Source organism: Roseovarius maritimus, from assembly GCF_043355895.2.
Taxonomy (GTDB): Bacteria; Pseudomonadota; Alphaproteobacteria; order Rhodobacterales; family Rhodobacteraceae; genus Roseovarius; species Roseovarius maritimus.
In genome coordinates, this window is sequence record NZ_JBHFPF020000001.1 from 395311 (window position 1) to 420075 (window position 24765).

Annotated in this window: 20 protein-coding genes and 1 pseudogene; 13 read left to right on the plus strand and 8 right to left on the minus strand. The window is 64.6% G+C overall.

Going from position 1 to position 24765, the window contains the following annotated elements; all coding sequences use genetic code 11:
• Positions 1 to 86 precede the first annotated feature (86 nt).
• Genes ACEWPM_RS01915 through ACEWPM_RS01950 form a run of 8 tightly spaced genes read left to right on the plus strand, consistent with a single transcriptional unit; the run spans position 87 to position 10866 of the window.
• Positions 87 to 1211 carry an ABC transporter substrate-binding protein gene (locus ACEWPM_RS01915; RefSeq protein WP_393960788.1) on the plus strand — a complete coding sequence of 375 codons (1125 nt, stop codon included), beginning with the start codon at positions 87 to 89 and terminating at the stop codon, positions 1209 to 1211.
• A gap of 60 nt (positions 1212 to 1271) precedes the next feature.
• The gene (locus ACEWPM_RS01920; protein WP_393960789.1) at positions 1272 to 2195 is read left to right on the plus strand and encodes an ABC transporter permease; all 924 of its coding nucleotides are present in this window, start codon (positions 1272 to 1274) and stop codon (positions 2193 to 2195) included.
• Positions 2192 to 3007: an ABC transporter permease gene (locus ACEWPM_RS01925; protein ID WP_393960790.1), complete on the plus strand. Its 816-nt coding sequence runs from the start codon at positions 2192 to 2194 to the stop codon at positions 3005 to 3007. Before ACEWPM_RS01920 ends, ACEWPM_RS01925 begins: the two co-directional genes overlap by 4 nt.
• A 13-nt stretch (positions 3008 to 3020) precedes the next feature.
• On the plus strand, positions 3021 to 4118 hold the full coding sequence (locus ACEWPM_RS01930; RefSeq protein ID WP_393960791.1) for an ABC transporter ATP-binding protein: 1098 nt from the start codon (positions 3021 to 3023) through the stop codon (positions 4116 to 4118).
• A 9-nt stretch (positions 4119 to 4127) separates the two neighbouring features.
• Positions 4128 to 4793, plus strand: coding sequence for a TetR family transcriptional regulator C-terminal domain-containing protein (locus ACEWPM_RS01935; RefSeq protein ID WP_393960792.1), 666 nt, complete (start codon positions 4128 to 4130; stop codon positions 4791 to 4793).
• The gene (locus ACEWPM_RS01940; protein WP_393960793.1) at positions 4790 to 6172 is read left to right on the plus strand and encodes a flavin monoamine oxidase family protein; all 1383 of its coding nucleotides are present in this window, start codon (positions 4790 to 4792) and stop codon (positions 6170 to 6172) included. The genes ACEWPM_RS01935 and ACEWPM_RS01940 overlap by 4 nt, the downstream gene beginning before the upstream one ends.
• Positions 6169 to 8259, plus strand: coding sequence for an oxidoreductase (locus ACEWPM_RS01945; protein ID WP_393960794.1), 2091 nt, complete (start codon positions 6169 to 6171; stop codon positions 8257 to 8259). Before ACEWPM_RS01940 ends, ACEWPM_RS01945 begins: the two co-directional genes overlap by 4 nt.
• Before the next feature lie 21 nt (positions 8260 to 8280).
• Positions 8281 to 10866: an oxidoreductase gene (locus ACEWPM_RS01950; protein ID WP_393960795.1), complete on the plus strand. Its 2586-nt coding sequence runs from the start codon at positions 8281 to 8283 to the stop codon at positions 10864 to 10866.
• A gap of 338 nt (positions 10867 to 11204) precedes the next feature.
• Here the strand turns inward: ACEWPM_RS01950 and ACEWPM_RS01955 are convergent, their stop codons facing one another.
• Genes ACEWPM_RS01955 through ACEWPM_RS01985 form a run of 7 tightly spaced genes read right to left on the minus strand, consistent with a single transcriptional unit; the run spans position 11205 to position 17241 of the window.
• Positions 11205 to 11387 (minus strand): hypothetical protein, encoded by a 183-nt coding sequence (locus ACEWPM_RS01955; protein WP_420768006.1) that lies wholly within the window; start codon positions 11385 to 11387, stop codon positions 11205 to 11207.
• On the minus strand, positions 11350 to 12123 hold the full coding sequence (locus tag ACEWPM_RS01960; RefSeq protein WP_393960797.1) for a dienelactone hydrolase family protein: 774 nt from the start codon (positions 12121 to 12123) through the stop codon (positions 11350 to 11352). The genes ACEWPM_RS01955 and ACEWPM_RS01960 overlap by 38 nt, the downstream gene beginning before the upstream one ends.
• Entirely contained in the window at positions 12120 to 12869 is a 750-nt protein-coding gene (locus ACEWPM_RS01965; protein WP_393960798.1) for an ATP-binding cassette domain-containing protein, read from the minus strand. The genes ACEWPM_RS01960 and ACEWPM_RS01965 overlap by 4 nt, the downstream gene beginning before the upstream one ends.
• Positions 12866 to 13849: an ABC transporter ATP-binding protein gene (locus tag ACEWPM_RS01970; RefSeq protein ID WP_393960799.1), complete on the minus strand. Its 984-nt coding sequence runs from the start codon at positions 13847 to 13849 to the stop codon at positions 12866 to 12868. The genes ACEWPM_RS01965 and ACEWPM_RS01970 overlap by 4 nt, the downstream gene beginning before the upstream one ends.
• Complete coding sequence (locus ACEWPM_RS01975; RefSeq protein WP_393960800.1) at positions 13846 to 14697, minus strand: ABC transporter permease; 852 nt, start codon at positions 14695 to 14697, stop codon at positions 13846 to 13848. Before ACEWPM_RS01975 ends, ACEWPM_RS01970 begins: the two co-directional genes overlap by 4 nt.
• Positions 14697 to 15650 (minus strand): ABC transporter permease, encoded by a 954-nt coding sequence (locus ACEWPM_RS01980; protein WP_393960801.1) that lies wholly within the window; start codon positions 15648 to 15650, stop codon positions 14697 to 14699. The genes ACEWPM_RS01975 and ACEWPM_RS01980 overlap by 1 nt, the downstream gene beginning before the upstream one ends.
• 55 nt (positions 15651 to 15705) lie before the next feature.
• Positions 15706 to 17241: an ABC transporter substrate-binding protein gene (locus ACEWPM_RS01985; protein WP_393960802.1), complete on the minus strand. Its 1536-nt coding sequence runs from the start codon at positions 17239 to 17241 to the stop codon at positions 15706 to 15708.
• Positions 17242 to 17367: 126 nt separating this feature from the next.
• Between ACEWPM_RS01985 and ACEWPM_RS01990 the strand changes: the two genes are divergently transcribed.
• Positions 17368 to 18825, plus strand: coding sequence for an amidase (locus ACEWPM_RS01990; RefSeq protein ID WP_393960803.1), 1458 nt, complete (start codon positions 17368 to 17370; stop codon positions 18823 to 18825).
• Positions 18822 to 19673, plus strand: coding sequence for a MurR/RpiR family transcriptional regulator (locus ACEWPM_RS01995; protein ID WP_393960804.1), 852 nt, complete (start codon positions 18822 to 18824; stop codon positions 19671 to 19673). Before ACEWPM_RS01990 ends, ACEWPM_RS01995 begins: the two co-directional genes overlap by 4 nt.
• Positions 19674 to 19846: 173 nt before the next feature.
• On the opposite strand, the pseudogene ACEWPM_RS02000 reads toward ACEWPM_RS01995, so the two are convergent.
• Positions 19847 to 20157, minus strand: a pseudogene (locus ACEWPM_RS02000) (ABC transporter permease subunit); the annotation flags it as partial.
• Positions 20158 to 20427: 270 nt separating this feature from the next.
• Between ACEWPM_RS02000 and ACEWPM_RS02005 the strand changes: the two are divergent.
• The 3 genes from ACEWPM_RS02005 to ACEWPM_RS02015 are packed head-to-tail and all read left to right on the plus strand — an operon-like array spanning position 20428 to position 24750.
• Entirely contained in the window at positions 20428 to 21150 is a 723-nt protein-coding gene (locus ACEWPM_RS02005; protein ID WP_393960997.1) for an ABC transporter ATP-binding protein, read from the plus strand.
• Positions 21144 to 23510, plus strand: a complete 2367-nt coding sequence (locus tag ACEWPM_RS02010; protein WP_420767990.1) for an ABC transporter permease — start codon at positions 21144 to 21146, stop codon at positions 23508 to 23510. Before ACEWPM_RS02005 ends, ACEWPM_RS02010 begins: the two co-directional genes overlap by 7 nt.
• Positions 23511 to 23514: 4 nt before the next feature.
• Complete coding sequence (locus ACEWPM_RS02015; protein WP_393960806.1) at positions 23515 to 24750, plus strand: efflux RND transporter periplasmic adaptor subunit; 1236 nt, start codon at positions 23515 to 23517, stop codon at positions 24748 to 24750.
• Positions 24751 to 24765 lie beyond the last annotated feature (15 nt).

Genomic DNA, 24765 nt, shown 5'->3' on the forward strand with positions numbered 1-24765 from the left:
CGGCTGCCGATGAATTTGGAGACCGACCTTTGCGCATCAGCAGCAAGCATCTGTGACATGCGCCTTACAAAACGGGAGTGTTATTCATGGATGTTGTCGACCACCTGAGCGCAGTAAAGCGCGGGAAACTGTCGCGCAGAGCTTTCAACCGAATCCTAATGGGCGCCGGAATCGGCGTTATTGCCACCCCCCTCACCTCGCGGCGCGCGCTAGCGCAGGACGGCGCGCAGGGGACGATCTTCACCTGGGGCGGCTATGACATCCCCGAGCTTTATACCAACTACGAAGCCGATAACGGCACGCTGCCCAATTTCGCCATCTTCGGCGGGACCGAGGAGGCTCTGACCAAGATGCGCGCGGGCTTTACCCCCGATGTGGCGCATCCGTGCTATTCAGGCGTGAAACGCTGGGCCGATACCGGCATGTTCCAGCCCGTCGACACCTCGCGCCTCTCTAATTGGGGCGACGTCATCCCGAGCCTCGTCAAACTCGACGGCAACATGGCCGAGAACGGCAATCCGTGGCTCGTGCCCTTCGACTGGGGCGGCACCTCGGTCACCTATCGCACCGATCTTTTCGAGCTCGAGGGCGAGGAAAGCTGGGACATGCTCTGGGACCAGCGCTATGCCGGCCAGCTTGGCTCGCTCGCCTCGGGTGGGGATGCCTGGTGGTGCGGCGCGATCAAGGCAGGCGTCGATTTTGACGATATCGCCACCGATGAGGGCTTCGAGAAGGTCGCGGCCGTGATGCGCGAGCAGCGTCCGCTGATCCGCGTCTACACGGACGACACCACAACGCTGGAACAGGCGCTCGCCTCGGGCGAGATGGTGGCCTCGATGACATGGGCCAGCTCGGCCGTCACGCTGGCCTCCGAGGGTGTTCCTGTCAAGTTTGCGCAGCCCAAGGAAGGCGCGCTGACATGGGTGTGCGGCCTGATGATGCACAAGGACGCGCCCAACCCCGACAAGGCCTACGAGATCATCGACAGCCTGCTCAGCGTTGAAGCGGGCAAGTTCATGATCAACGATTACGGCTATGGTCACTCGAATGCCCGCTCCTTTGATCAGTTCGACGAAGAGCAGCTAACGGCGCTCGGCCTCAGCAAGAATCCCGAGGAGATCCTCTCGGCCGGTCACTTCCAGCACCAGCAATCTCAGGAGTGGGAGACGAAGATGAACGAGACCTTCGAGATGATCAAGGCGGGGTTCTGATCTGATGCGGGCGGATAAGGTCAGCGTAGCGAGCCATCCGCCCAGCGCGGCGGGCGCGACATGAGTGACACGGCCGCCCCGGCCGGCGCCACGCGCCGGCCTGCCACGCGCGGCCTCTTCGCGCGGCTGCGTCATGCCAGGACGGCACAGAGTTACGGCCTGCTGGCGCCGTCGCTTCTGGTGCTTGTGATCGGAGTGGTGATTCCGTTCCTGATCCTCGTCGCGATGAGCTTCTGGACGCGGCAGGGTTTCGAGTTCGACACGACGTTCACCACGACGAACTATGCTCGCGCGGCGTCCGAACCGATCTTCGGGGCCTTCCTTGCGCGATCCTTCTGGGTGTCGGGCATCGCCACGGTCTCGACCGTGCTCTTGTGCTACCCGATGGCCTATTACGTCGCGTTCCATGTGCATCGTAACAAGATGCTGTGGATCGTGCTGATGACCCTGCCTTTCTGGACCAGCTATCTGCTGCGCGTCTTCGCGTGGAAGGTGATCCTGGGCTATGAGGGCGTTATCAACGCCTCGCTCTTGGGCATGGGCTTCATCGAGAAGCCGCTGGAATTCCTCCTCTACAGCCAGACGGCAGTTGTCATCACGCTGGCCCATGCCTGGGCGGCCTTCGCCATCCTGCCGATGTATGTCTCGCTTGAAAAGATCGACCGCTCCCTGCTGGAGGCGGCGGCGGATCTGGGCGACGGGCCGGTCATGCGGTTCCTGCGCATCACCCTGCCGCTCTCGATGCCGGGCGTCATTGCGGCCTCCTTCCTGATCTTCATCCCGACCACAGGGGATTACATCACGCCGGCGCTTCTGGGCGGGCCTGACGGGGCGATGATCGGCAACCTCATCCAGCTGCAATTCGGGCCGGTCAACAACTGGCCGATGGGTGCGGCACTGTCGATCGTGCTGATGCTGTGGATCGCGGCGATCGGCCTCGTCTTCCTTTTCGTCACGCGCCGCGCGCAGAGGATGGTGGCATGAGCAAGGGCAGCTATATCTCGCGGCCAAACCGCCCCTTGCAGATCTATGCCTGCCTTTTCCTCGTGGCGCTCTACACGCCCGTCCTCTTCATCCCGCTCTTCAGTTTCAACTCATCCATCTATGTGCGCTTTCCGCTGACCGGTTTCACGACCAACTGGTATGTCGATCTGATGAGCCGCGCCTCGGTCTGGGACGCGATGTGGAATTCGGTCCGGGTGGGGCTGTTCGTCTCGATCGTCTCGACCATCCTCGGGGTGCTTGCGGCGCGGGCCATTACGCGGCGCCGCCTGCCGGGGCAGAATGCGATCATCATCTTCATCATGTTGCCGCTGGTCATCCCGGCGATCATCTTCGGCGTCGCGCTTCTGGTGCTGCTCAGCCGGATGGGGGTGCCGCTCTCGCTCTATACTGTCGCGCTCGGCCATCTCATCGTCTGCATGCCCTTCTCGGTCGCAACGCTCCTGCCACGGTTCGAGGGCATGGACAGCTCGATGGAGGAGGCCTCGGCCGATCTGGGCGAGAACGGCTGGTGGACCTTCTGGCGCGTGACCTTCCCGCTGGTCCTGCCCGGCATCATCGCGAGCCTGCTGCTGACCTTCACCGTCTCCTTCGACGAATTCATCATGGCGTTCTTTTTGTCGAGCACGGACTCGACGCTGCCGATGTACATCTGGTCGCAACTGCGCTTTCCGCGCGAATTCCCTTCGATCCTCGCCCTGTCGTCGCTTATCCTGCTGATCTCCTTCGCGCTCGTCTTCGTCGCGCTCTGGATCAACCGGATGGGTCTGCGCGACGAAGATATTCCCAGCTAGGAGACCCGCGTCCGTGGCCCGATCCCAACCCATCATCAGCATCCAGCAGGTCGGCAAATCCTACGGTGCCTTCCGTGCAATCGAGAATGTGTCGCTCGATATCGAGCATGGCGAGTTCTTCTCGCTTCTTGGCGCCTCGGGCTGCGGCAAGACCACGCTTCTGCGGATGCTGGCAGGGCTCGAGGATGTGACCGATGGCGAGATCCTGATCGACGCTGTGCCGATGTCAGGCGTGCCGCCCTACCGGCGCCCCGTGAACATGGTCTTTCAGAGCTACGCGATCTTTCCGCATCTCAACGTGGCCGACAACATCGCCTACGGCCTGCGCAAACAGCGCCTGCCCAAGGACAAGCGTAACGAGATGATCGACGAGATGCTCTCGCTCGTCATGCTCGAAGGCTACGGCGACCGGCGGGCGAACCAGCTGTCGGGCGGCCAGCGCCAGCGCATCGCGCTTGCCCGCGCGCTGATCATGCGGCCCAAGGTGCTGCTGCTGGACGAGCCCCTCGGCGCGCTCGACAAGCAGCTGCGCGAACAGATGCAGCTGGAGCTGCGGCGCCTGCAGCAGACGCTGGGCATCACCTTCGTCTTTGTGACCCATGACCAGGAAGAGGCGCTGACCCTCTCGGACCGCATCGCCGTGATGTCGGGCGGCGACGTGCTTCAGGTCGACACGCCGAGTGGGCTTTACGAGCGGCCCCGCAACCGGCAGATCGCCAGCTTCATCGGCAATATGAACTTCATGGATGGCCGCGTCGTTTCGCGCGTCAACGGTACGGCATCAGTCAAGATCGAAGGAATTGGCACGCTGGATGCAGCGGCAGGCGGCACGGATTTCCGAGAGGGTGACCGCACCTGCGTGGCCATTCGCCCCGAAAAGCTGCGTGTGCATACCGCTCGGCCCGAGACTGGGCAGGTGATCGAGGGCCAGATCGAGATGCGGACCTATTTCGGCGAGCGCAGCCACCTGCATGTGCGCGTGCCGGGGCTTGAGCAGCCGCTCGCCATCTCGGTCCAGAACAGCACGATCGAAGGCGATGCGCCCACGGAAGCTGGCCCCGTCTGGCTGACCTGGCCCGAAGGCGCGCTGATCACGCTCAAGGACGTATAGGAGACGAGGTTGACCACCCAAGAAGCCCTCAGAAGCCGCCGCTTCGCGCCACCCGAAGTGCGCCGCCAGCAGCTGATAGACGCCACGATCGAGGCGCTGGCACATCATGGCGTCTCGGGCACCACGATGGCCGAGGTGACGCGCCGCGCGGGTCTGTCGATGGGCATCGTCAGCCTGCATTTCCAGTCCAAGGACAACCTGCTCACGTCGACCCTGCGCCATCTCTCCGAAGAATATCGCGAGGTCTGGGCGCCGATCTGCGAGAACACGGCACTGCCGCCCACCAAACGGCTGGCCAGCATCATCGCCGCCAGCTTTGATCCGGTGACCTCCTCGCCGACCAAGATGAAGGCCTGGTTCGCCTTTTTCGGCGAGACGCGATACCGGCTGATCTATGACAAGATGGTCAACGAGTTCGACGACGAACGCATTGACGCGATGGAGCGGCTCTGCGCCGAGATCATCGCCGAGGGCGGTTATGACGATGTCTGCCCCGAGGCGGTGGCCGCCTCCATCGAGTGCCTCTGCGACGGGCTCTGGCTAAGCATGATCCTCTGCCCCGGCTGGCTGACGCCCGAGGGCGCCCAGCAGCAGGTCATGGACATCGTAGCGCGCCATTTCCCGCACCATTTTGCCCTTTCGGGCGCGCAGACTCTAGCCCGCCGCAAAACATGAGCGGTGCGCGCCTCACCCGCCGCAGTGCGATGACCGGAATGGCCGCTGCGCTGGCCTGGCCGAGGCTCACGCGCGCCAATGTGACAAACCCCGACATCGTCGTGATCGGCGCGGGTGTGGCCGGCATCGCGGCGGCGCGGCGGGTCATCGCCAGCGGGCGCTCCGTGCAAGTCATAGAGGCCGCAGGCCGCATCGGCGGGCGCGCCTATACCGAGAGCGCGACCTTCGGCGTGCCTTACGATCATGGCTGCGCCTGGCTGCAGGGGCCGGGCGATCTGCCCCATCTGGAGGCCGCGCGCGAGCTGGGCGCGACGCTGGTGGATCACGCCGGAGCGCGCGATGTGCTTTATGTCGAGGGCCGCCGCGCGGATCATGCCGAGCGCGGCGCCTATGATCGCGCCTATGCCAGTCTCTATGCCGCGCTCGACACGGATCGCGACGTCGCCGCGTCCAGCCTTGCGCCGCTGAACGGTCCTATGGATGCCGTCGCGCAGACGTGGACCGGGCCAATGGATTTCGGCGTCGATCTGGACGCGCTCTCGACCGCCGATTTCAACGCCTACGCAGATTTCGACGTGAATTACCTCGTGCGCGAGGGTCTTGGCACGCTTGTCGCGCATCTGGGGCGCGCGCTCCCGGTCAGCCTCGATACCGCCGCCATCGCCATCGACTGGAGCGGGGACGGCGTCCGGGTGGAGACCAGCAAAGGCACGATCAATGCCCGCGCCGCAATCGTCACCGTCTCGACCGGGGTTCTGGCTTCGGGGCGGGTCCGCTTTACCCCCGATCTGCCGGCCACGAAACAGCAGGCGATCTCGGACGTGCCGATGGGCCTTTTGACGCGGATCGGCCTGCAATTCGACGGCGAGCGCTTTGGCCTGTCGGAGAATGACTTTCTCACCTATGCCGTGCCAGCGGCCCTGCCCGCCGAGGCCTGCTATTTCCTGACCTTCCCCACCGGGCATGACATCGCCGTCGGTTTTGTCGGGGGGCAATTCGGCTGGGATCTGGCGGCCGAGGGCGAGGCCGCCGCCATTGATTTCGCCTTGGGCGAATTCGCCGGCATGATGGGCTCGGACGCGCGCAAGCATTTCGTCAAGGGACACATGAGCGGCTGGGACAGCAACCCGCTGACACTCGGCGCCTATTCTGCGGCAAAGCCCGGCCGCGCAGCATCGCGCGACGTGCTGGCCGAGCCTCTGGGCGAGCGGGTTTTCTTCGCCGGTGAGGCCGTCGCCGGCCCGTATATCGCGCTGATGTCCGGCGCACATCTCAGCGGCGACAGCACCGCGCGCGCCGCGATCGAAACACTCGGCGGCGTGGAGGAGTGCAACTCCTGCGCCGCACGCAAACAGAACCTCGGAAAGGCCAAGCAATGACCAGGCAAGACCCCATCATCCGCCCCGGCAACCGCGATCCGCGCTATGACATCCTCTTCGAGCCGGTCAAGATCGGCCCCGTGACGACGCGCAACCGCTTCTACCAGGTGCCACATTGCAACGGAATGGGGCATCAATACCCCTCGTCGATGGCCGAGATGCGCGGGACAAAGGCCGAGGGCGGCTGGGGCGTGGTCTGCACCGAACAGGTCGAGATCCACCCCTCGTCGGAATTGAGCCCGACCATCGAGGGGCGGCTTTGGGACGATGCCGATATTCCGGTCTTCCAGCGCATGACCGACAAGATCCATGAATATGGCGGCCTTGCGGGCATCGAGCCTTGCTATGACGGGCTTTCGACCGCCAACCGCTATAGCCGCGAAATTCCGATGGGGCCTTCCGCGCGGCCCGTGGAATATCTCGACCCGGTGCAGGTGCGCGTGATGGACACGACCGATATCCGCAACGTGCGGCGCTGGTATGTCGACGCGGCCAAGCGGGCCAAGCGCGCGGGGTTCGATATCATCTATGTCTATGCGGGCCATAACCTCAGCGTGCTGTCGACCTTCCTGTCGCGGCGCGGCAATGACCGCATCGACGAATATGGCGGCAGCCTCGAGAACCGCGCGCGCCTTTTGCGCGAGGTGCTGAGCGATACCAAGGAGGCCGTCGGCGACACATGCGGCATCGCGATCCGCTTCGGCGTCGAGGAGATGATGGGCGAGGCCGGCCTCACCTCGACCGGCGAGGGGCGCGACGTGGTCGAGATGCTGGCTGACATTCCCGATCTGTGGGACGTGAACCTCAGCGACTGGGAAAACGACAGCATGACCTCGCGCTTTTCCGACGAGGGGTTCCAGAACAGCCATGTCGCCTTCGTCAAGAAGGTCACGCAAAAGCCCGTCGTGGGCGTCGGGCGCTACACCTCGCCCGACACGATGGTCAAGCTGGTCAAGTCGGGCGTGCTCGACCTTATCGGCGCCGCGCGCCCCTCGATTGCCGATCCGTTCCTGCCGAAAAAAATCGAAGAAGGCCGGATCGAGGATATTCGCGAATGCATCGGCTGCAATATCTGTGTAAGCTCGGATTTCCTGTCCGTCCCGCTGCGCTGCACCCAGAATCCGACGCAGGGCGAGGAATGGCGTCGCGGCTGGCATCCAGAGAAGATCGACGAAAAGCACGCCGATCAAAGCGTTCTGGTGGTCGGCGCGGGCCCCGCAGGGCTCGAGGCGACGCGCGCGCTGGGGCAGCGGGGCTATGACGTGACGCTCGCCGAGGCCAGTGATGCTATCGGTGGGCGCGTGACGCTCGAGTCGGCCCTGCCCGGCCTTTCGGCGTGGCGGCGCGTGTCGGATTACCGCGAATACCAGATCAGCCAGATGGCCAATGTCGAGACCTACCTGAACAGCCCCCTGACGCCTGAGCAGGTGCTGGAATTCGGCGCCGATCACATCGTCATCGCGACCGGCGCCAAGTGGTGCGACACCGGCGTGGGCCGTCACAATGACGCGCCGATCCCCCGCGACGAGGGCGCGAATGTTGTGACGGTCGATGCGCTGATGCGCGGCGCCGAGGCGACCGGCCCGGTCGTGATCTTCGACGATGATCACTATTACATGGGCGGCGTCCTGGCCGAGCTTTTGCGCGACAAGGGCCACGAGGTGACGCTGGTCACGCCCGCGGGCGATGTCTCGCACTGGACGCATAACACACTGGAACAACGGCGCATCCAGACCCGGCTGATGGAGATGGATGTGAGGATCGTGACGCTTCACACTGTCTCCGAGGTCGAGGCCGATGCCGTGACGCTGGAATGCATCTATACCGAGCGTGAGCATCAAATCCCCTGCGCAACCTTCTTGCCGGTCACGATGCGCCGCGCCGAGGATGGGCTTTATCGCGGCGTCGAGGCGCTGCTGGAGGGCCGCGAGGATGCGCCCAGCCTCACGCGCATCGGCGATTGCTTCGGCCCCAGCACCATCGCCGCCGCCGTCTATGGCGGCCACCGCTATGCGCGCGAGCTGGGCGAGACATCGCAGGACATCGTGCCCTTCCGCCGCGAACTTCCCCGTCTCGCCACCGACTGATCCGAGCCGAAAGGTGCCCATATGACCCGTGATCCCAGATACGACATCCTCTTCGAGCCGGTGAAGATCGGGCCGGTGACCGCGAAGAACCGCTTTTTCCAGGTGCCGCATTGCACCGGCATGGGCTATCTGCGCCCGCAGACGCTGGCCGCGATGCGCGGCGTCAAGGCCGAGGGTGGCTGGGGCGTCGTCTGCACCGAATACAACTCGATCCACCCCACTTCCGACGATGCGCCCGGTGTGCATGCGACGCTCTGGGATGACAGCGATGTGCGCGCCAACCGGCTGATGACCGACGCGGTGCACGCGCATGGCGCGCTCGCGGGGGCCGAGCTCTGGTATGGCGGCGCGCGCTCGCCCAATCTCTACTCGCGCCTGCCCGCGATGGATGTGGCGAGCCTGCCCAATCTCGCCGGACACCCGTTCCAGACCCGCGCGATGGACAAGACCGACATCCGCAACCTGCGCCGCTGGCACCGCAAGGCGGCGCTGCGCGCGCGCGATGCGGGTTATGACATCGTCTATGTCTATGCGACCCACGGCTATCTTCTGGCCAATTTCCTCGACCCGGTCATGAACACGCGCGGCGATGAATATGGCGGCAACCTCGAGAACCGGCTGCGCCTGACGCGCGAGCTGATCGAGGAGACGAAGGAGGCCGTGGGCGATCGCTGCGCCGTGGCCGTGCGCTTCAAGGCCGACGAGACCATCGGCAAGGACGGCGTTCCGGAATATGGCGAGCGGCGCGAGATGTTCGAGCGGCTGGCGCATCTGCCCGACCTCTGGGACATAAACATCGCGGATTACTCGCTGGAAATGGGCATGTCGCGCTTTGCCAAGGAGGGCGCGCTCGAGCCTTACATGTCTTGGGTCAAGAGCATCACGGACGTGCCCGTCGTCACCGTGGGCCGCTTTACCTCGCCCGACACGATGGCCAGCCAGGTGAGGCGCGGGATCACCGATTTCATCGGGGCCGCGCGCCCCTCGATCGCCGATCCCTTCATCCCGAAGAAGATCGAGGAAGGCCGCCCTGAGGATATCCGCGAATGCATCGGCTGCAATATCTGCTACTCGGGCGACAGCCTCGGCGTGCCGATCCGCTGCACCCAGAACCCCACCATGGGCGAGGAATGGCGGCGCGGCTGGCACCCCGAGAACGTGGCGGAAAAAGGCTCGAACGCCCGCGTGCTGATCGTCGGCGCCGGTCCATCGGGCCTCGAGGCGGCGCGTACCGCAGGGCGGCGAGGCTACGAGGTGATGCTGGCCGAAGCCACGCGCAATCTGGGCGGGCGCGTGCCGCGCGAGGCGGCCCTGCCGGGGATGGGCGAATACATCCGCGTGCGGGACTACCGCGAGGGGCAGCTCGTGAAGCTGCCGAATGTCGAGGTCTTCCGCGAAAGCCGCCTGAGCGCCGAGGATGTCCTTGCCGTCGAGGCCGATCACGTCGCCATCGCCACCGGCGCCACATGGCGGCGCGACCGTTTCGACGGCAAATCCTACGTGCCGGTCGCAGCGGATGGCGCCGAGATTTTGACACCCGACGACATCATGGACGGCACCCTGCCCGAGGGGCCATGCGTCGTCTTCGATGGCGACAATTACTATATCGGCGGCCTCATGGCCGAAGCGCTGGCGGATGCGGGGCAGCAGGTGGCCTATGTCACCGAGGAGGACAGCGTGTCGGCCTGGGCCGGCAACACCTCGGAGCGTTGGCGCATCCGCACGCAGATGATGGAGAAGGGCATCGAGATCATCACAGCGCATACGCTGGTGCGTTTCGACGGCGCCGAGGCGACGCTGGAATGCGCCTATACCGGGCGGCAGCGCGCGATTCCGGCCAAGGCCGCCGTGCTGGCGACGCACCGCACGCCGAATAACGCGCTCTATCACGAGATCCTCGCCTCGGTGGAGGGGGACGCCTCCCGCCTGCCCTTCACGCTCACGCTCATCGGCGATTGCGAGGCTCCCTCGATCGTGGCCGCCGCCGTGCATGCCGGCCACCGCTTTGCCACCGAGCTCGACAGCGTTCAGGACGTGGACCAGCCGCTACGTTTTGACCGGATGGATGTGGGCGCGAGGATGCCCGCCCCGATATCGCTCGAGGATCCGGCGAATGTAGCGCAGGCTGACGCGACCTATCTCAAGACGCTACTTGACTATTACGAGGAGGAGATTGGCGGCATCGCCTATTTCAACGCTCTGGCTGACTTGTGCGATACTGCTGATCACAAGGCCAAACTCACGCTTCTTGCCGATGTCGAGCGGCATACTGCGCAGATTGTCGAGCCGCTTTTGCAGCGCTATGATCTCACACCCCGCGCAGTTCATGTCCTGGGCGCTGAAGGAACCGCAACCATTGCCGACGGCCCGCAGGACTGGGACGCAATGATCGCCCACATGCGGAAGCTGTTTCCAAGCTACATCGCCGATTTCGAGCGGCTCGAGCGTATGGCCCCTCCGCAGGACCTGCCCATCCTGAGGCGCATGACCGAACATGAAGTGGTCGCCATCGCGTTCCTTGAGCTGGAAGCCAAGGGTGATCCAGATGCCACTGCGCCGCTGCTGCGTTTTCTTTCCGCGCCCGCCGCCACCGACAGCGCTGCATGAGCAAACGCAATGACAAGATGGGCGTTCTGGGAGGTATCACCGCACTGATTGCAGAAGAAGAAGTAGAACGCCAAGGCTCACAGGCCAGACTGTCCACGTTTTGACGCGGTCAGCTCCAGGCAGAGGAACGACTGACTAAAACCCGACGGTTTGCGCCTTAAGTTGTGTTTGATCCATCTTGCTCCGCAAGGTCCGGTTCTTGCTGGGAAGCCGCCGTTGAGTAAGGCGATATATCAGACGTTACGTAGGTGGTCTTGGTGCGCGCCAGGTCATGGTCAAGAACGCGCAATTTCAGCCAGTCTTCGTATGGAGCCCGCACCAATGCATGATGAACAGTGTCATCCCCGCGCACGCATCTGTCCGGCCATGAAATCCTGCGCGGGCGCCTCGTTTCCCCGCGTCGATGGAAAGCGGACAAGATCCGCCGTCAGATCAACCTGCGCGTCAAAGCCGTCCTCGACCGCCTCGATCAGCTTTTGCTCTTTACTCTGCCCGGATGACCTCCGGCGGGAGGTAGGCATCGACGAAATTCACGATGAGGCCCTGGACCTCCTTGTCCGCGCTCAGCCAATGCTTGCCTGCAAGGTAGTCCGGCGCGGAATAGACCCGTGATATCTGCGCCTCGCCGTGCATGAATGCCCCACAATCGCCGCTCAGTACCGGCTGGCGGAACCAAGGGTCATCCTCTCCGATGAGGGCCAGCACCGGCTGATCAACAGGCGCGTTCAGGCCCCGATAGTCCGGCCATCCGGCATGGCAGGTCCAACCCTCGATGATGCGCATCGCGACATCCGGGGCCATCATCGTCGCGACGGTGATCCCGCCTTCTGAATGGCCCATGAGGACGATCGGAACCTCCCTCAGCACTTCTGTTTCGCGCAGCTGGGCCAAGGCATACTGCATCTCTTCCTGCCGCCAGCCCAGCACCGCGCGGTGCAACCCGCCCCGCGTCTGCGCCGCGTTGCAACTGACAGGCTTGTTCTGCCGCGCGAAACTATCGGGTGCGACGACCAGATAACCGGCGCCCGCCAGGAACCGTGCCGTCACGGTGGTGATCCGGCTCAGCCCATCGCAGCCATGGGCATAAAGGACGGTGGCGCGCGGCGCATCTGCCTCGTCCAGCGCATCGACTGTAGTGGCGTTGACCGTGCCGGGCAGCCAGACCTGCGCCGCGTCCCATGTCCGCGTGACCTCGGCGTTCTCCGCCTGTGCAGAAGAGGCACACAGCGCCAACAGCAGGGCACGAAGGCATATCATGCCACGGCCTCCATCAGGGCCCGGCTATAGGGATGCGACGGGGTGCCGTAGAAATCCTCGGCGGGTGCGGCCTCGACAATCTCGCCCCGGAGCATCACTGCGATGCGGTCTGACACATAGCGCGTCGCGGCCAGATCATGCGAGATGAACATCGCGGCAAAGCCGTGATCGGCCTGCAGATCGCGGATGAGGTTCAGCACCTGCGTCTGCACCGACACGTCGAGCGCGCTCACCGCCTCGTCGAACAGGATGAAACGCGGCTCGGTGATCAACGCGCGGGCGATGGCCACGCGCTGCCTTTGGCCACCCGAAAGCTGACCGGGATAGCGGTCGGCGAAATCGGCGCTCAGCCCGACCTGATCGAGCATGCGCGCGACCGCCTCCTGCCGGGCGGCGGCAGGCGTGCCCAGAACGCGCAGAGGCTCGCCCACCGAGGCGCCGCAGCGCAAACGCGGGTTCAGCGCCCATTCGGGGTGTTGCAGCACGACAGACAGCTGGCCGCGCCGCTGGCGCAGCCTGCCAAATGCCTCGCCCTGCATCCGCATCTCGCCGGTGGTGGGCTGCAAGAGGCCGAGGCAGACGCGCCCGAGCGTTGTCTTGCCCGATCCGCTCTCGCCCACGAGGCCCAGCGTCTCGCCCTCGGCGATTTCCAGCGACACATCGCGCACCGCCTCGACCACGTCTCCGCCGATCAGGCGGCGACGAAAGGTGACGCCGACCTTATCGAGCGTGATGACGGCACTCATCGCGGATCCTCCCTGCTTGCGGGCGTCTTTGCCAGAACATCCTCGGCAAAGTGACAAATGACCTCGCGGCCCGCGACCTCGCGCGGCTCGGGGCGCTCTGCATGGCATTTCTCCTGCGCGAAGGCACAGCGCGGGGCGAAGGCGCAGGCCTCGCATCGCCCGCTCAGGGTGGGCGGCGTGCCGGGGATCGGCTCGAGCCGCTCGCCCGGACGCTCGCTTCCCGATGCCGCGGCGAGGAGCGCGCGGGTATAGGGATGCGCCGGGCGCTCCAGCACCGCGGCGCTGGCGCCAACCTCGACAACCCGGCCGCCATACATCACCGCGACGCGGCCCGCGTGGCGTGCCATCAGACGCAGATCGTGGCTGAGCACCACAAGGCTGGCGCCGGTCTCGTCGCGCAGGCGTGCCAATGTCGCCATCACTTTCTCACGGATCGACGCGTCCAGCGACGCCGTCGGCTCGTCCGCGATCAAGAGCTGCGGCGAGCGCGCAATCGCAATCGCGATCACCACGCGCTGCGCCATGCCGCCCGACAGCTCATGCGGATAGGCGCGCATCACGCGGGTCGGATCGGACAGCTCGGCCCGCTCCAGCAGCGCCGCGATCTCGGCGTCGCTGGCACGGCCCGGCATGGCGCGCGCCACCTGGCGGCCCACCCGCATCGTCGGATCGAGCGCCGTCATGGGGTTCTGAAAGACGAAGCCAAGCTTGTCACGGCGCAGGTTGCGCAATGTCTCGGCATCCGTGGCAAAGACGTTGGTGCCATCCACCTCGATCGTGCCTGCCTCATGCTCGGCCTCGCCCGGCAGAACACGGCCGAAGGCCATGCCCAGCGTCGACTTTCCCGATCCGCTTTCACCGACCACGGCCAGTGTCTCGCCCGCGCGCACCGCAAGATCTGCGCCGTCAAGCGCACGCAAGCTGCCCTTCGAGGTGCGGTAGGAGATGACGACGCCCTCGGCCTTGGCGATATCGCTCATGTCAGCGCCCTGCCCTTCAGCGGCTCCAGCATGTCGCGCACCGCATCGCCAACGAGGTTGACCGACATGATCGCCAGCGACAGCACCGCCCCCGAGGACAGCACCATCCAGGGCGCGATGGTCAGATAGGCGCTGCCCTGCCGCAGAAGCGAGCCGAGCGAGGCTTCGGGCGGCTGCACCCCGAGGCCCAGAAAGCTGAGTGCACTTTCGATGATCATCCCGATCGAGAGGGCGTAGGTCAGTTGCACCATCACCGCGCCCATCACGTTGGGCAGGATATGCACCGCGAGGATGCGCACCCAGGACGCGCCGGCCACGCGCGCCGCGATCACGAAGCCGCGCCCCGCCACGCTGAGCGTGACGGACCGGACCACGCGAATGAGCAGCGGCAAGGTCGCGATCGAGATGACCGAGATGGCCGAGAATTGCCCCGGTCCCAGAACAGCGGCAACCAGCAGGCCGACCAGCAGCGCGGGAAAGGCGAAAAGGATGTCGGCCCCGCGCGCCACCGCGATGTCGATGCCGCGCCCGAAATATCCCGCCGCCATGCCCAGCGCCGTGCCGATCACTGCCGAGATCAGGACCGCGATGGCCGACAAAAGGAAGGTCGCGCGGATGCCCTGCACGACGCGCGGCAGGAAGGACCGGCCCAGCTCGTCCGTGCCGAAGGGAAAGGCCAGCGATGGCGGCCCGAGGCGCGGCCCGGCGGCGATGCGCGTGGGATCGCCCAGCGGCAGCCATTGGCCGAAGATGCCGAGGAAGATCAGCAGACCCAGCACCGCCAGTCCGAAGGCCGACAGGAAATCGGCGCGCCAGAGGCGCCTGAGCCAGTTGAAAGCTGTCCGCATCAATCCGCCCCCACGCGCGGGTCGATCACCGCATAGAGAAAATCGGCCAGCATGTTGATTGCGACAAAGGCGGTCGCCGCCAGAAGCACCCCGGCCTGCACGATGGCATAGTCGCGGTTCAGCAGCCCGTTGAAGATGTAGAGGCCAAAGCCCGGCACGGAAAACAGCACCTCGACCACCACGGCGCCGCCCAGCAGGAAGCCGAAATAGGTCGTCACGACCGTCACTACCGGGATGGCTGCGTTGCGCAGAATGTGCATCCGCACGATATCGCGGGGCCGCTCGCCCCGCGCGACGGCGGCGGTGATGTAGCCTTCGGTCATCACGCGCAGCACTGCGTCCCGCGTGGTGCGCAAGACCAGCGCGATCCCGAAAAGCGACAGCGTCAGCGCGGGCAAGAGCATCACCTGCATGTTGCCAACGGGGTCCTCGCCGAAGGGCACGTATCCGCCGACACGGAACCAGAGCGACCAGACCGAGAAGACGAAGATCAGCGCGCTGCCCAGCACGAAATCCGGCACGCTCGCGCCCAATGCACCGACCAGCCGCGCGAAATCGACGCCGCGCCGCCCGCCCTGCCGGATGCCCGACCAAACCCCCAAGGGCAGGCCGACCAACAGCGCCAGTCCCAGCGCGATCAGCGCCAGCTCGAGCGTGACGGGCGCGCGGCGGATGAACTCATCGAGAACCGGCTGGCGCGTCACCATCGACACGCCGAAATCGCCCTGAAGAAGGGCTGCCAGCCAGCGCAGGTATTGCACCACCAAGGGCTGATCCAGCCCGTATTGCTGGCTGATCGCCTCGCGCGCGGCGGGGGTGACGAAGGGGCCCAGAAGGATGTCGGCATAGCCGCCGGGGATCATCCTCAGCGACAGGAAGACGAGGATCGAGACGCCCAAAAGCGTTACGATCATCGCGGCCAGCCGCGGCAGAAGGTAGAGGAAAAGGCGCATTGACGCTCCGAACGATCAGCGGCGGCGGCGCATGAGAACTGCCGCCGCGAATGCCTTACTTGGGATCGAACTCGGCGATGAACTGATAGGTATTCGCCGATCCGGACCGCTCTGACAGCGTCACGTCCACCTGATCCTCGCGGTAGGCGAGGTAATCGGACTTGCCGACCAGGGCGAGGATATTGGCGCCGTCGTCGATCATCGCGCAGATCTCGGTCAGCTTGGCGTCACGCTCGGCGCCGTCCTGCATCGCACCCACATCGTCGAGTGCCTGCGACAGCTCGGGCACGTTCTCGTGGAAGACGGCATTCCAGACGGCGAATTCAGGGTTCCACCATTTGATGACCATTCCGGGGTCGGTATAGCCCGCCAGCCAAGAGGCCGAGAAATCGAAATCGCCATCGGTGAAGACCTTTTGCAGGTATTCCGCCGTCGGCACCTGATCGAGCGAGACGTCGAAGCCCGCCTCGCCCAGGCTTTGCTGCACGACCTGCCCGATGCGCCCCAGAACCGGATTGGCCGAGCTGAGCGTCAGCGCGATTTCGGGCGAGGTATTTCCCGCCTCCTCCAATAGGTCCCGCGCCTTCTCGAGGCGTTCCTCGCGCGGCATCGCGTAGGTGTCCAGATCGCGGCACGCCTCCTTGCCGAAGGCGGCAGGCACCGGGTAATCTGGCGACGATGTGCCAGCGAAGACGAAATCATTGATCGCATCGCGGTCCAGCGCGAGGTTCATTGCCTGGCGGATACGCTTGTCGTGGAAGGGCGACTCCTCGTCCAGCGCGTTGACGTCAAGGCGGTAGTAATTCGTGGTCTGCTGGACGTCGATGGCGACATTGCCCGCGCTGCTCAGCATCTGCTGCGCGTCGGGGTTCTCGAACGTGGTGAAGTCGATGCGCCCGTCGCGCAGCGCCGCGATGCGCGCGCTCTCGTCGGGGATGATCGGCACCTCCAGCGTGTCGGCCAGCGGATAGCCCTCGCGCCAGTAATGCGGATTGCGGGCCAGGGTCCAGCTTTCGTCCTGCTTGTGTTCTTCAACCATGAAGGGACCCGAGCCCAGCATCTGAGACGCCGGATCGAAGCTGCCCTCCTCCAGCTCTTTCATGGGCAGGATCGCCGCCGTGATATGCGCCAGCGCGGGCAGGAAGCTCGCCTGAGGGCTGGCCAGCTCGATCTCGATCACGCGCTCGCCCGTGGCCTCCATGCGGGCGATGTCACCCAGCTGCGGCGACCAGTAGCTTGCCGTCTCGGGGTTCTTGATCCGCTCGAGGCTGCCGATGACGTCATCGGTCGTGACCGCCCGTCCGTTGGAAAAGGCCGCGCCTTCACGCAAGGTCAGCGTGTAGGCCGTGGGCGATGTCTGCTCCCAAGCCTCGGCAAGACCTGCGGCAAGGCCTAGGTCCGCATCGGTGGTCAGGAGAGTTTCGTAGACCATCTGGTACATTTCCCACGAGGCAACGGTGCCCGCGACATGGACGTCAAAGCCGGTGATCTCGGCCGGCTTGCCCCATGTCATCACACTGTCTTGCGCCAAGGCGCCCATCGGACCAAAAGCCAACAGCGCCGTTGCGCCCATCAGATTGAGTGTTTTCATGTCGGAATTCCCCAGTTGATACGCTCTTTGCACGGTTGCTTGCAGAGCTTATTGACGATGCTGTTATAAAAGTCCCATTCTGTCAATCACGGTTATATTCAGAACATTACACAAAGGCGCGTCCCGATGGAAAATTACGCACAGCATGACGCCACCGGTTTGGCCGCATTGGTAAAAAACGGTGACGCTTCGCCCAACGAACTTCTGGAGACGGCCATCAATCGCGCGGAAGCGTGCGATCCTGTGATTAATGCGCTGTCGCAAAAGCTATATGATCATGGCCGCGCTGCCATTGATGCCGGCCTTCCGGAGGGCCCGTTTCGCGGTGTGCCCTTCTTGCTGAAGGATGCGTCGGGCGAGCTTGCCGGCCATGTCACGGCCAATGGCGCTCGCCTCTTGTCAAAGGGTGTGCCTGCGGCCAGCGATTCGACCTTGGTCGCGCGCTACAAGGCATCGGGGGTCGTTATCTTCGGCAAAACGACGACGCCCGAATTCTCACTTGCCGCATCGACCGAAACCTCCCTCACGGGTGCGACGCGCAACCCCTGGGATCTGGCGCGCAGCGCCGGCGGCTCTTCGGGCGGCGCCGCGGCCGCCGTTGCGGCGGGCATTGTCCCGGCGGCCCATGGCAGCGATGGGGGCGGTTCGATCCGCATCCCGGCCTCCTGCTGTGGCCTTTTCGGGATGAAGCCATCGCGCGCGCGCAACCCGTCCGGGCCGCTGGTTGGCGAAGGCTGGGGCAGCCTCTCGGTCTCGCATGTGCTGACCCGGTCGGTGCGAGACAGCGCCGCGATGCTGGATGCGACGCAGGGAATGGCGCCCGGCGATCCCTATTGCGCCCCGGCCCGCGCGCGGCCCTATGCCGAGGAAGTCCTGCGTGACCCCGGTCGCCTGCGCATCGGCTGGCACATCTCTCCGATGAGCGGCAAGCCCGTCGCGGCACCGTGCCGCAAGGCCGCCATGGATGCCGTGCATCTTCTGGCCTCCCTCGGCCATGAGGTCGAGGAGATGACCCTGCCCGGCGAGGTCGAGCCGTTGCAAAAGGCGCTCTGGGTGCTGGTGGCCAGCAATGTCGCGCGCAGCATCAACGCCATCGGCACGCGCCGGGGCCGCCAGGTTGCGCGCGCGGATGTGGACAACGTGACATGGAATGCCATCGAGGATGCGCGCGACATGAGCGCTGAGGACTATGCCGAAGCCCTCTTTCAGATCCACGCGCAAAGCCGCCGCATGGCCGATCTGCACGCGCGCTTTGACGTGATCCTCAGCCCGACACTGGCAACCCTGCCACCTGAACTGGGTGTGCAACGCACTGACACGCAGGACCTGGACGCCTATCGCACGGCCCTCACCGGCTTTACGCCCTTTACGCAGCTCTACAACATGACGGGTGCGCCCAGCATGACGGTGCCGGTGGGCTGGCACCGTCCCAAGCCTTCGCAGGCCGAGCTGCCGGTGGGCGTGATGATTTCCGCCGATTTCGGGCGCGAAGACATCCTCTTTCGCCTTGCTGGCCAGATCGAGGCAGAATGCCCTTGGTTCGACCGCCTGCCAGACCTAACCAGCCAGAAGCCTCGCCGATGACCCAGCCGTCCCTTCAGGATCGCTTGCGCAAGAAGTACCCGGATTTGACGCGCGCCGAGAAAGCCGTTGCCAATTACATGCTCACGCATTTCGAGCGCCTCGCCTTCGAGACCGCCGCCTCAATCGCCGAGAATATCGGTGTCAGCCAGATGACGGTCGGCCGGTTTCTGCGCAGGCTGGGCTATAACGGCCTGCCAGATCTCAAGACCGACTTGCTCAGTCAGATCGAGGCGCCACCAGTGCGGGTCTCCGACCGTCTTGGCCGCATCCGCGCCAAGGGAAGCGGCGATTCCTGGGACAATTTCGATATGGACGTCACCGCTTTGCAAAGCGCCTATGCGCTGCGCGGCACCCCGGCATGGCATGCCGCGATCCGCAGCATCGGCGCCGCGCAAAAGCTGCATGTCGCGGGATTTCAGACGATTGCAGGGATCGCGTCAGGGTTTGCCACGCGCCTTGCCTATCTGCGGGATGATGTGCGGATCGAAGATGGCAGGGATGGCATCTTTGGTGATATCCTGGGTAACCCGGCAAGCTCGCATTGCGTCGTCCTTTTCGAGATGCGGCGCTATACTCAGGCCAGTCTGACCCTTGCGGCCGCCACCGAAGAAGCGGGAATTCCGCTGATCATCATCTGCGACACGCACTGCATCTGGGCACGCGACCATACGGATATGGTTTTTCCCCTGCGCACCGACTCGCAATTGTTCTGGGACTCGCATGTACCCTATTCCTGCCTCAGCACCTTGCTGCTGAACGACCTGACCGCGCATCTGGGCGATAGCGTTTCAACAAGGCTGGAGCACATGCGCGCTCTTCAAGACCGCTTTGGTGCCTTCAGGGATTGATTTTTCAAGATACAGCACAGGTCCGGGCAATGCCCTGGACTGCCGACCATCGGCCTCACAAACCAATTCCCGATGCAACGCAGGCCCAAAAGGTAGCAGCTTGGACACGCCCGAGACCAGTATGACACTGCGACCCATCCAGGAGCCATGGTTACTTTCACCCAGCGTTCTTCTCAGGTGCGGCCTTTCCATGGCACCAGGAAATCCTCGGCCTTACGCATGAGGATGTCGATGCTGAAGCCGATGACTCCGATCAGGATGATCCCCATAAGAACGATATCGGTCAGCTGGAAACGGCTCGCGACCATGATCATCATGCCTGCGCCCTTCTCGGCTGCGACCACCGTGCCCCAGCAGACCCCATCGCCACCCGCGCACCGGTGAAGATTTCCGGGAGGAAGTTCGGCACGATCACGTGTCGCAGGATCTGCCAGCGGCTCGCGCCCAGAGAATAGGCCGCATGCACCTTGGAGATCGCGACGCCCCGGAACGCAGGCCAGCGCTATTCTTTTTCGCGGAATCAGCTTGATGCCGGAGGGATCAGACGGTAGTTACCGACCACTGGTCTGTATTGATGATTGTCACTCTGTCAGCCGCAATGGGCGGTCATACTGCTTTTGCGGACAGCACTGCGAGAGGCGCAGGGCCGATCATAAAGTCCAGGGGGAGCACAAAAACCAATGCAAAAGATTACGGAGCCTTCCTCACCGCGATGGAACGTGGCACGGACGTGATGGCGGGCGAGGAAAAAGCGATGATTGCGGGGCACCCCCCCTTGCCCGCCTATCGCACCAGGGGACTGACCAAGGTTTACGGCGACGGCCATTCGGCCGTCCATGCTCTGCGCGGCGTCGATCTGGAGATTCCTTCGGGCGAAATCGTGGTCCTGCTCGGGCCGTCCGGGTCCGGCAAGTCGACGCTTCTGAACATCATCGGCGGATTGGATCGCGGCACGGACGGTATTGTGCATTTCCGCGATCAATGCCTCAGCGACATGGGCGATGCGCAGCTGACTCGCTACCGGCGCGATCACGTCGGCTTTGTCTTTCAGTTCTACAACCTGATGCCCAGTCTTACCGCGCGCGAGAATGTCGAGCTGGTGACCGAGATCGCACGCGATCCGATGGACCCCGACGAGGCGCTGGCGCTGGTGGGGTTGAAGGGCCGCGTCGATCACTTCCCGGCGCAGATGTCGGGCGGCGAGCAGCAGCGCGTTGCCATTGCCCGCGCCGTTGCGAAACGACCCGACGTTCTGTTCTGCGACGAGCCGACCGGCGCGCTCGACAGCCAGACAGGCCGCGCCGTGCTGGAGGTGCTCCGTGACGTCAACGAAGAGCTGGGCTCGACCGTGCTGATGGTCACTCACGCCGCCAGCCAGGCCCGGATGGCAGACCGCGTGATCCACTTCGCAGACGGAGATATCCGCGAGGTGGTGCGGAACGAGACCAAACTCAGCCCATCCGAGATCGAGTGGTAAGCCCGCTCGATCATAAACTCCTGCGTGACCTGTGGCGCATGAAGGGGCAGGCCATCGCGATCGGCGCCGTGATCGGGGTGGGCGTAATGATGCTGGTGATGATGACGGGACTCGTCGCCTCGCTCAGCGAGACGCGCGCGGCCTATTACGAGCGATACAGATTGGCCGATGTGTTTGCGCCGGTCAGCCGCGCACCCCAACGGCTGGCCGGCCACCTGGCCCAGATAGAAGGCGTCTCGGCGGTTCAGACGCGCATCGTGGGACGCGCGTTGATCGACCTGCCGGATCAGACGCTGCCCGTGCAGGCCCAGGCCGTGTCCGTGCCCGAGCGTGGGCGCCCGGCCCTTAACGACGTCTACCTGACCGATGGCCGCCTGCCAGCCTCGGGCCGCTCGGACGAGATCGTGCTGCTGCAAAGCTTTGCCGCCGCCCATAACCTGCATCCCGGCGACAACCTCGACGCCACGATGAACGGTGCGCGCCGCAGCTTCAGGATCGTCGGCCTCGCTCAAAGCCCCGAATTTCTTTATGTCACAGCCCCCGGTGAGCTCGTCCCCGACGACGCGCGGTTTGGCGTCATCTGGATGAGCCGTCCGGGTCTCGCCGCCGCATATGACATGGACGGCGCCTTCAACGAGGCGCTGCTGGATCTTACGCGGGGTGTGAATGCCGCTGCCGTCCTTGACCGGGTCGACCGGCTGCTGGCGCCCTATGGCGGCAGCGGCGCCTACGGCCTGGAGGACCAGACGTCGAACCGCTTCATATCCGAGGAGATCGACGGCCTGGATGCCGCCGCCGCGGGCGTGCCGCCGATCTTTCTCGCCGTGGCGGCCTTCCTTCTTTATATCGTCATCAGCCGCATGGTGCAGTCCGAGCGCGAGGAAATCGGGCTGATGAAGGCCTTTGGCTATACCAATACCGAGGTCGGCAGCCATTACTTCAAACTCATCCTCGCCATCGCCGTCGGGGGCGCCATCGCGGGCTGCCTTGGCGGGATCGGGCTGGGCCGGGCGATGATCGGGCTCTATACCGATTATTTCAAGTTCCCCTTTCTCGTCTTTCAACTCGATTCGGCCTCCTTCGTGATTGGCGTGTCGGTCAGCGTCCTGTCGGCCTCTGCCGGGGGGCTTCTGGTCTTGCGGCAGGTCTTTAGGCTGACGCCGGCCACCGCCATGCGCGCGCCCGCGCCTCCCGATTACAGCCGTGTGGGCGGCGCGCTGCGGCGACTGTCCTCATGGCTGGATCAGCCCAGCCGCATGGTGTTGCGCCGCCTGACGCGCCAGCCTGCGCGCATGGCGGGTGCGATGATCGGCATTGCTTGCGGCATGGCGCTGTCGGTGGCGATGATCACGATCTACGCTGGCTTTGACCGGACGATTGATCTGACATTCTCCGTTGTGGATCGCAGCGACGTGACGGTCAGTTTCACCGATCCGGTCAGCGACAAGACCCTGTTCGAGATGCGCCGCATTCCGGGGGTCAAGCGGGTAGAAGGCGTTCGCAACGTCGCCGCCATCCTGCGCCATGGGCAGCGAAGTTATCGCGGGGCGCTGACCGGCCTGCCGAAGGGACCGGTGCTGAACCGCGCCCTGAATAGCGATATGGAGCCCGTAGAGATGCCGCAGACCGGAGCCGTATTGTCGAGCGTGCTGGCCGACATCCTCGAAATCGAGGCGGGCGACACCGTGACTGTGGATGTGCGCGAAGGCCGCCAGCCGGTGCTCAACATTCCCGTCAGCGGCATCGCCGAGACGTTGCTGGGCTCGCCGGCCTTCATGGATCTGGGCGCGCTCAACCGAAGCCTGCGCGAGCCGGGCCGCGTTTCGGGCGCGTATCTGACGATTGACGAGGCTTATGCCGACGCCATTTATCAGACGCTTCAGGACATGCCCACCGTGGCCGGGTTGAGCCTCAAGTCGCAGGCGCGTGAAGCGTTCAACACCCTGATGAACACCGGCGCGGGCGCTATTCGCTACGTGATGGGGGCCATCGCCTTCGTGATCACGTTCGGAATTGTCTACAATGCCGCCCGGATCGCCTATGCCGAGCGTGCGCGTGACCTGGCCAGCCTGCGGGTCATCGGCTTTACCAAGGGCGACGTGGGCTTCGTGCTGCTGGCCGAATTGGCTGTGGTCATACTCGTGGCGCTGCCGGTGGGCGCGATCTTGGGGTATTACCTGTCCTTCGGCATCGCCGCTGGATTTTCGACCGACCTCTACCAGATCCCCGCGACTTTCAATCCGGCCAGCTACGGGCAAGCCATGCTTGTCGTGCTGGCCGCCGCGACGGTTTCGGGCTGGATGGTCAAGCGCGATCTGGATCGCTCGGATCTGGTCGCAGCACTCAAGACGCGGGAGTAAGACGATGGCGAAGGCACGAAAGCGGTCCCGGTTGATCCTGACGGCGGTGGTTGGCGCCTTGATCCTTGGCGCACTCACGGCGGCCTTCTGGCCGCGGCCGATCATGGTCGATCTGGGAAGCGTCACGCGCGGGCCGATGATGGTGACGATCGACGAAGAAGGCCGCACCCGCGTCAGCGAACCTTACGTCGTCTCCACGCCCGTCGCGGGGCGGCTTCAGCGGGTCGAGGTGGATCCCGGTGATGCCGTGCTGCACGGCGAGACGGTCATCGCGCATATGCTGCCTACCAATCCCGCCGCGCTCGACATTCGCACGCGCGAGCAGGCGCAGGCCGCCGTACAGGCCGCCGAGGCGGCGCTGAGGGTCGCCCGCGCCGATCTGAATGCCGCCGAGGCAAGCCGCGATCTGGCCGAGACGCAGTGGCAGCGCACCCAGCGCCTGGCCGAGCGCGATATCGCAAGCAGCGCCGCGCTTGACCGCGCGCGACAGGAATTCCGGGTTGCCGATGCCGCGGTCGAAACCGCACACGCCGCCATCGACATGCGCACGGCGGATCTGGCCAACGCCCGCTCGCAACTGATCGGCTTCGATGATCGCGGTCTGGGCGCCGCACCGGGCGAGAAAACCAAGGACGACATTCCACTCTACGCCCCGGCCTCGGGCCGCATCCTGCGGATTATCCAGCAAAGCGAGACAACCCTGCCGGCAGGCGCACCTATCATGGAAATCGGCGACGTCGAGGGCGACCTCGAGATCGTCGTCGACCTGATCTCGTCCGACGCGGTGCAGGTCGAGCGCGGCGACCGGGTGATCATCGACGATTGGGGCGGCCCTGCTGCGCTCGCGGGCGAGGTCACCCGGATTGATCCCTTCGGAATGACGCAGATCTCGGCCCTCGGGGTCGAGGAGCAGCGCGTGTCGGTGACCATCGCGCTTGCCACGCCCGCCACCGCGCGAATCGGCCTTGGACACGGTTACCGCGTCGAGGCGCGGATCGTCGTATGGGAGGCGGATGATGTCCTGCGCGTGCCATCCAGCGCGCTGTTCCGGTCCGGCTCCGAGTGGTCAATCTTCGTCGAAAAAGGCGGTAAGGCTGTCCAGCGCCAGATCTCGATCGGCCAGAACAATGGCATCGAGGCTGAGGTGACAGGCGGGTTGAAGGCCGGCGATCAAGTCGTCGTCTATCCCTCAGCAGCCGTCCATGATGGGGCTGCCATTGCGGAAAGGTCCATCGAATAGATGCGTGAATGCCTG

What these genes read in the sequence shown, in the direction of transcription:
- ACEWPM_RS01945 (WP_393960794.1), top strand. Translation starts at nt 6,169, where the DNA reads ATGACCAGGCAAGACCCCATCATCCGCCCCGGCAACCGCGATCCGCGC.
- ACEWPM_RS01950 (WP_393960795.1), top strand. Translation starts at nt 8,281, where the DNA reads ATGACCCGTGATCCCAGATACGACATCCTCTTCGAGCCGGTGAAGATC.
- ACEWPM_RS01960 (WP_393960797.1), bottom strand. Translation starts at nt 12,123, where the DNA reads ATGATATGCCTTCGTGCCCTGCTGTTGGCGCTGTGTGCCTCTTCTGCA.
- ACEWPM_RS01940 (WP_393960793.1), top strand. Translation starts at nt 4,790, where the DNA reads ATGAGCGGTGCGCGCCTCACCCGCCGCAGTGCGATGACCGGAATGGCC.
- ACEWPM_RS01975 (WP_393960800.1), bottom strand. Translation starts at nt 14,697, where the DNA reads ATGCGGACAGCTTTCAACTGGCTCAGGCGCCTCTGGCGCGCCGATTTC.
- ACEWPM_RS01920 (WP_393960789.1), top strand. Translation starts at nt 1,272, where the DNA reads ATGAGTGACACGGCCGCCCCGGCCGGCGCCACGCGCCGGCCTGCCACG.
- ACEWPM_RS02005 (WP_393960997.1), top strand. Translation starts at nt 20,428, where the DNA reads ATGATTGCGGGGCACCCCCCCTTGCCCGCCTATCGCACCAGGGGACTG.
- ACEWPM_RS01965 (WP_393960798.1), bottom strand. Translation starts at nt 12,869, where the DNA reads ATGAGTGCCGTCATCACGCTCGATAAGGTCGGCGTCACCTTTCGTCGC.
- ACEWPM_RS01985 (WP_393960802.1), bottom strand. Translation starts at nt 17,241, where the DNA reads ATGAAAACACTCAATCTGATGGGCGCAACGGCGCTGTTGGCTTTTGGT.
- ACEWPM_RS01970 (WP_393960799.1), bottom strand. Translation starts at nt 13,849, where the DNA reads ATGAGCGATATCGCCAAGGCCGAGGGCGTCGTCATCTCCTACCGCACC.
- ACEWPM_RS01990 (WP_393960803.1), top strand. Translation starts at nt 17,368, where the DNA reads ATGGAAAATTACGCACAGCATGACGCCACCGGTTTGGCCGCATTGGTA.
- ACEWPM_RS02015 (WP_393960806.1), top strand. Translation starts at nt 23,515, where the DNA reads ATGGCGAAGGCACGAAAGCGGTCCCGGTTGATCCTGACGGCGGTGGTT.
- ACEWPM_RS01995 (WP_393960804.1), top strand. Translation starts at nt 18,822, where the DNA reads ATGACCCAGCCGTCCCTTCAGGATCGCTTGCGCAAGAAGTACCCGGAT.
- ACEWPM_RS01955 (WP_420768006.1), bottom strand. Translation starts at nt 11,387, where the DNA reads ATGCCTACCTCCCGCCGGAGGTCATCCGGGCAGAGTAAAGAGCAAAAG.
- ACEWPM_RS01925 (WP_393960790.1), top strand. Translation starts at nt 2,192, where the DNA reads ATGAGCAAGGGCAGCTATATCTCGCGGCCAAACCGCCCCTTGCAGATC.
- ACEWPM_RS01915 (WP_393960788.1), top strand. Translation starts at nt 87, where the DNA reads ATGGATGTTGTCGACCACCTGAGCGCAGTAAAGCGCGGGAAACTGTCG.
- ACEWPM_RS01980 (WP_393960801.1), bottom strand. Translation starts at nt 15,650, where the DNA reads ATGCGCCTTTTCCTCTACCTTCTGCCGCGGCTGGCCGCGATGATCGTA.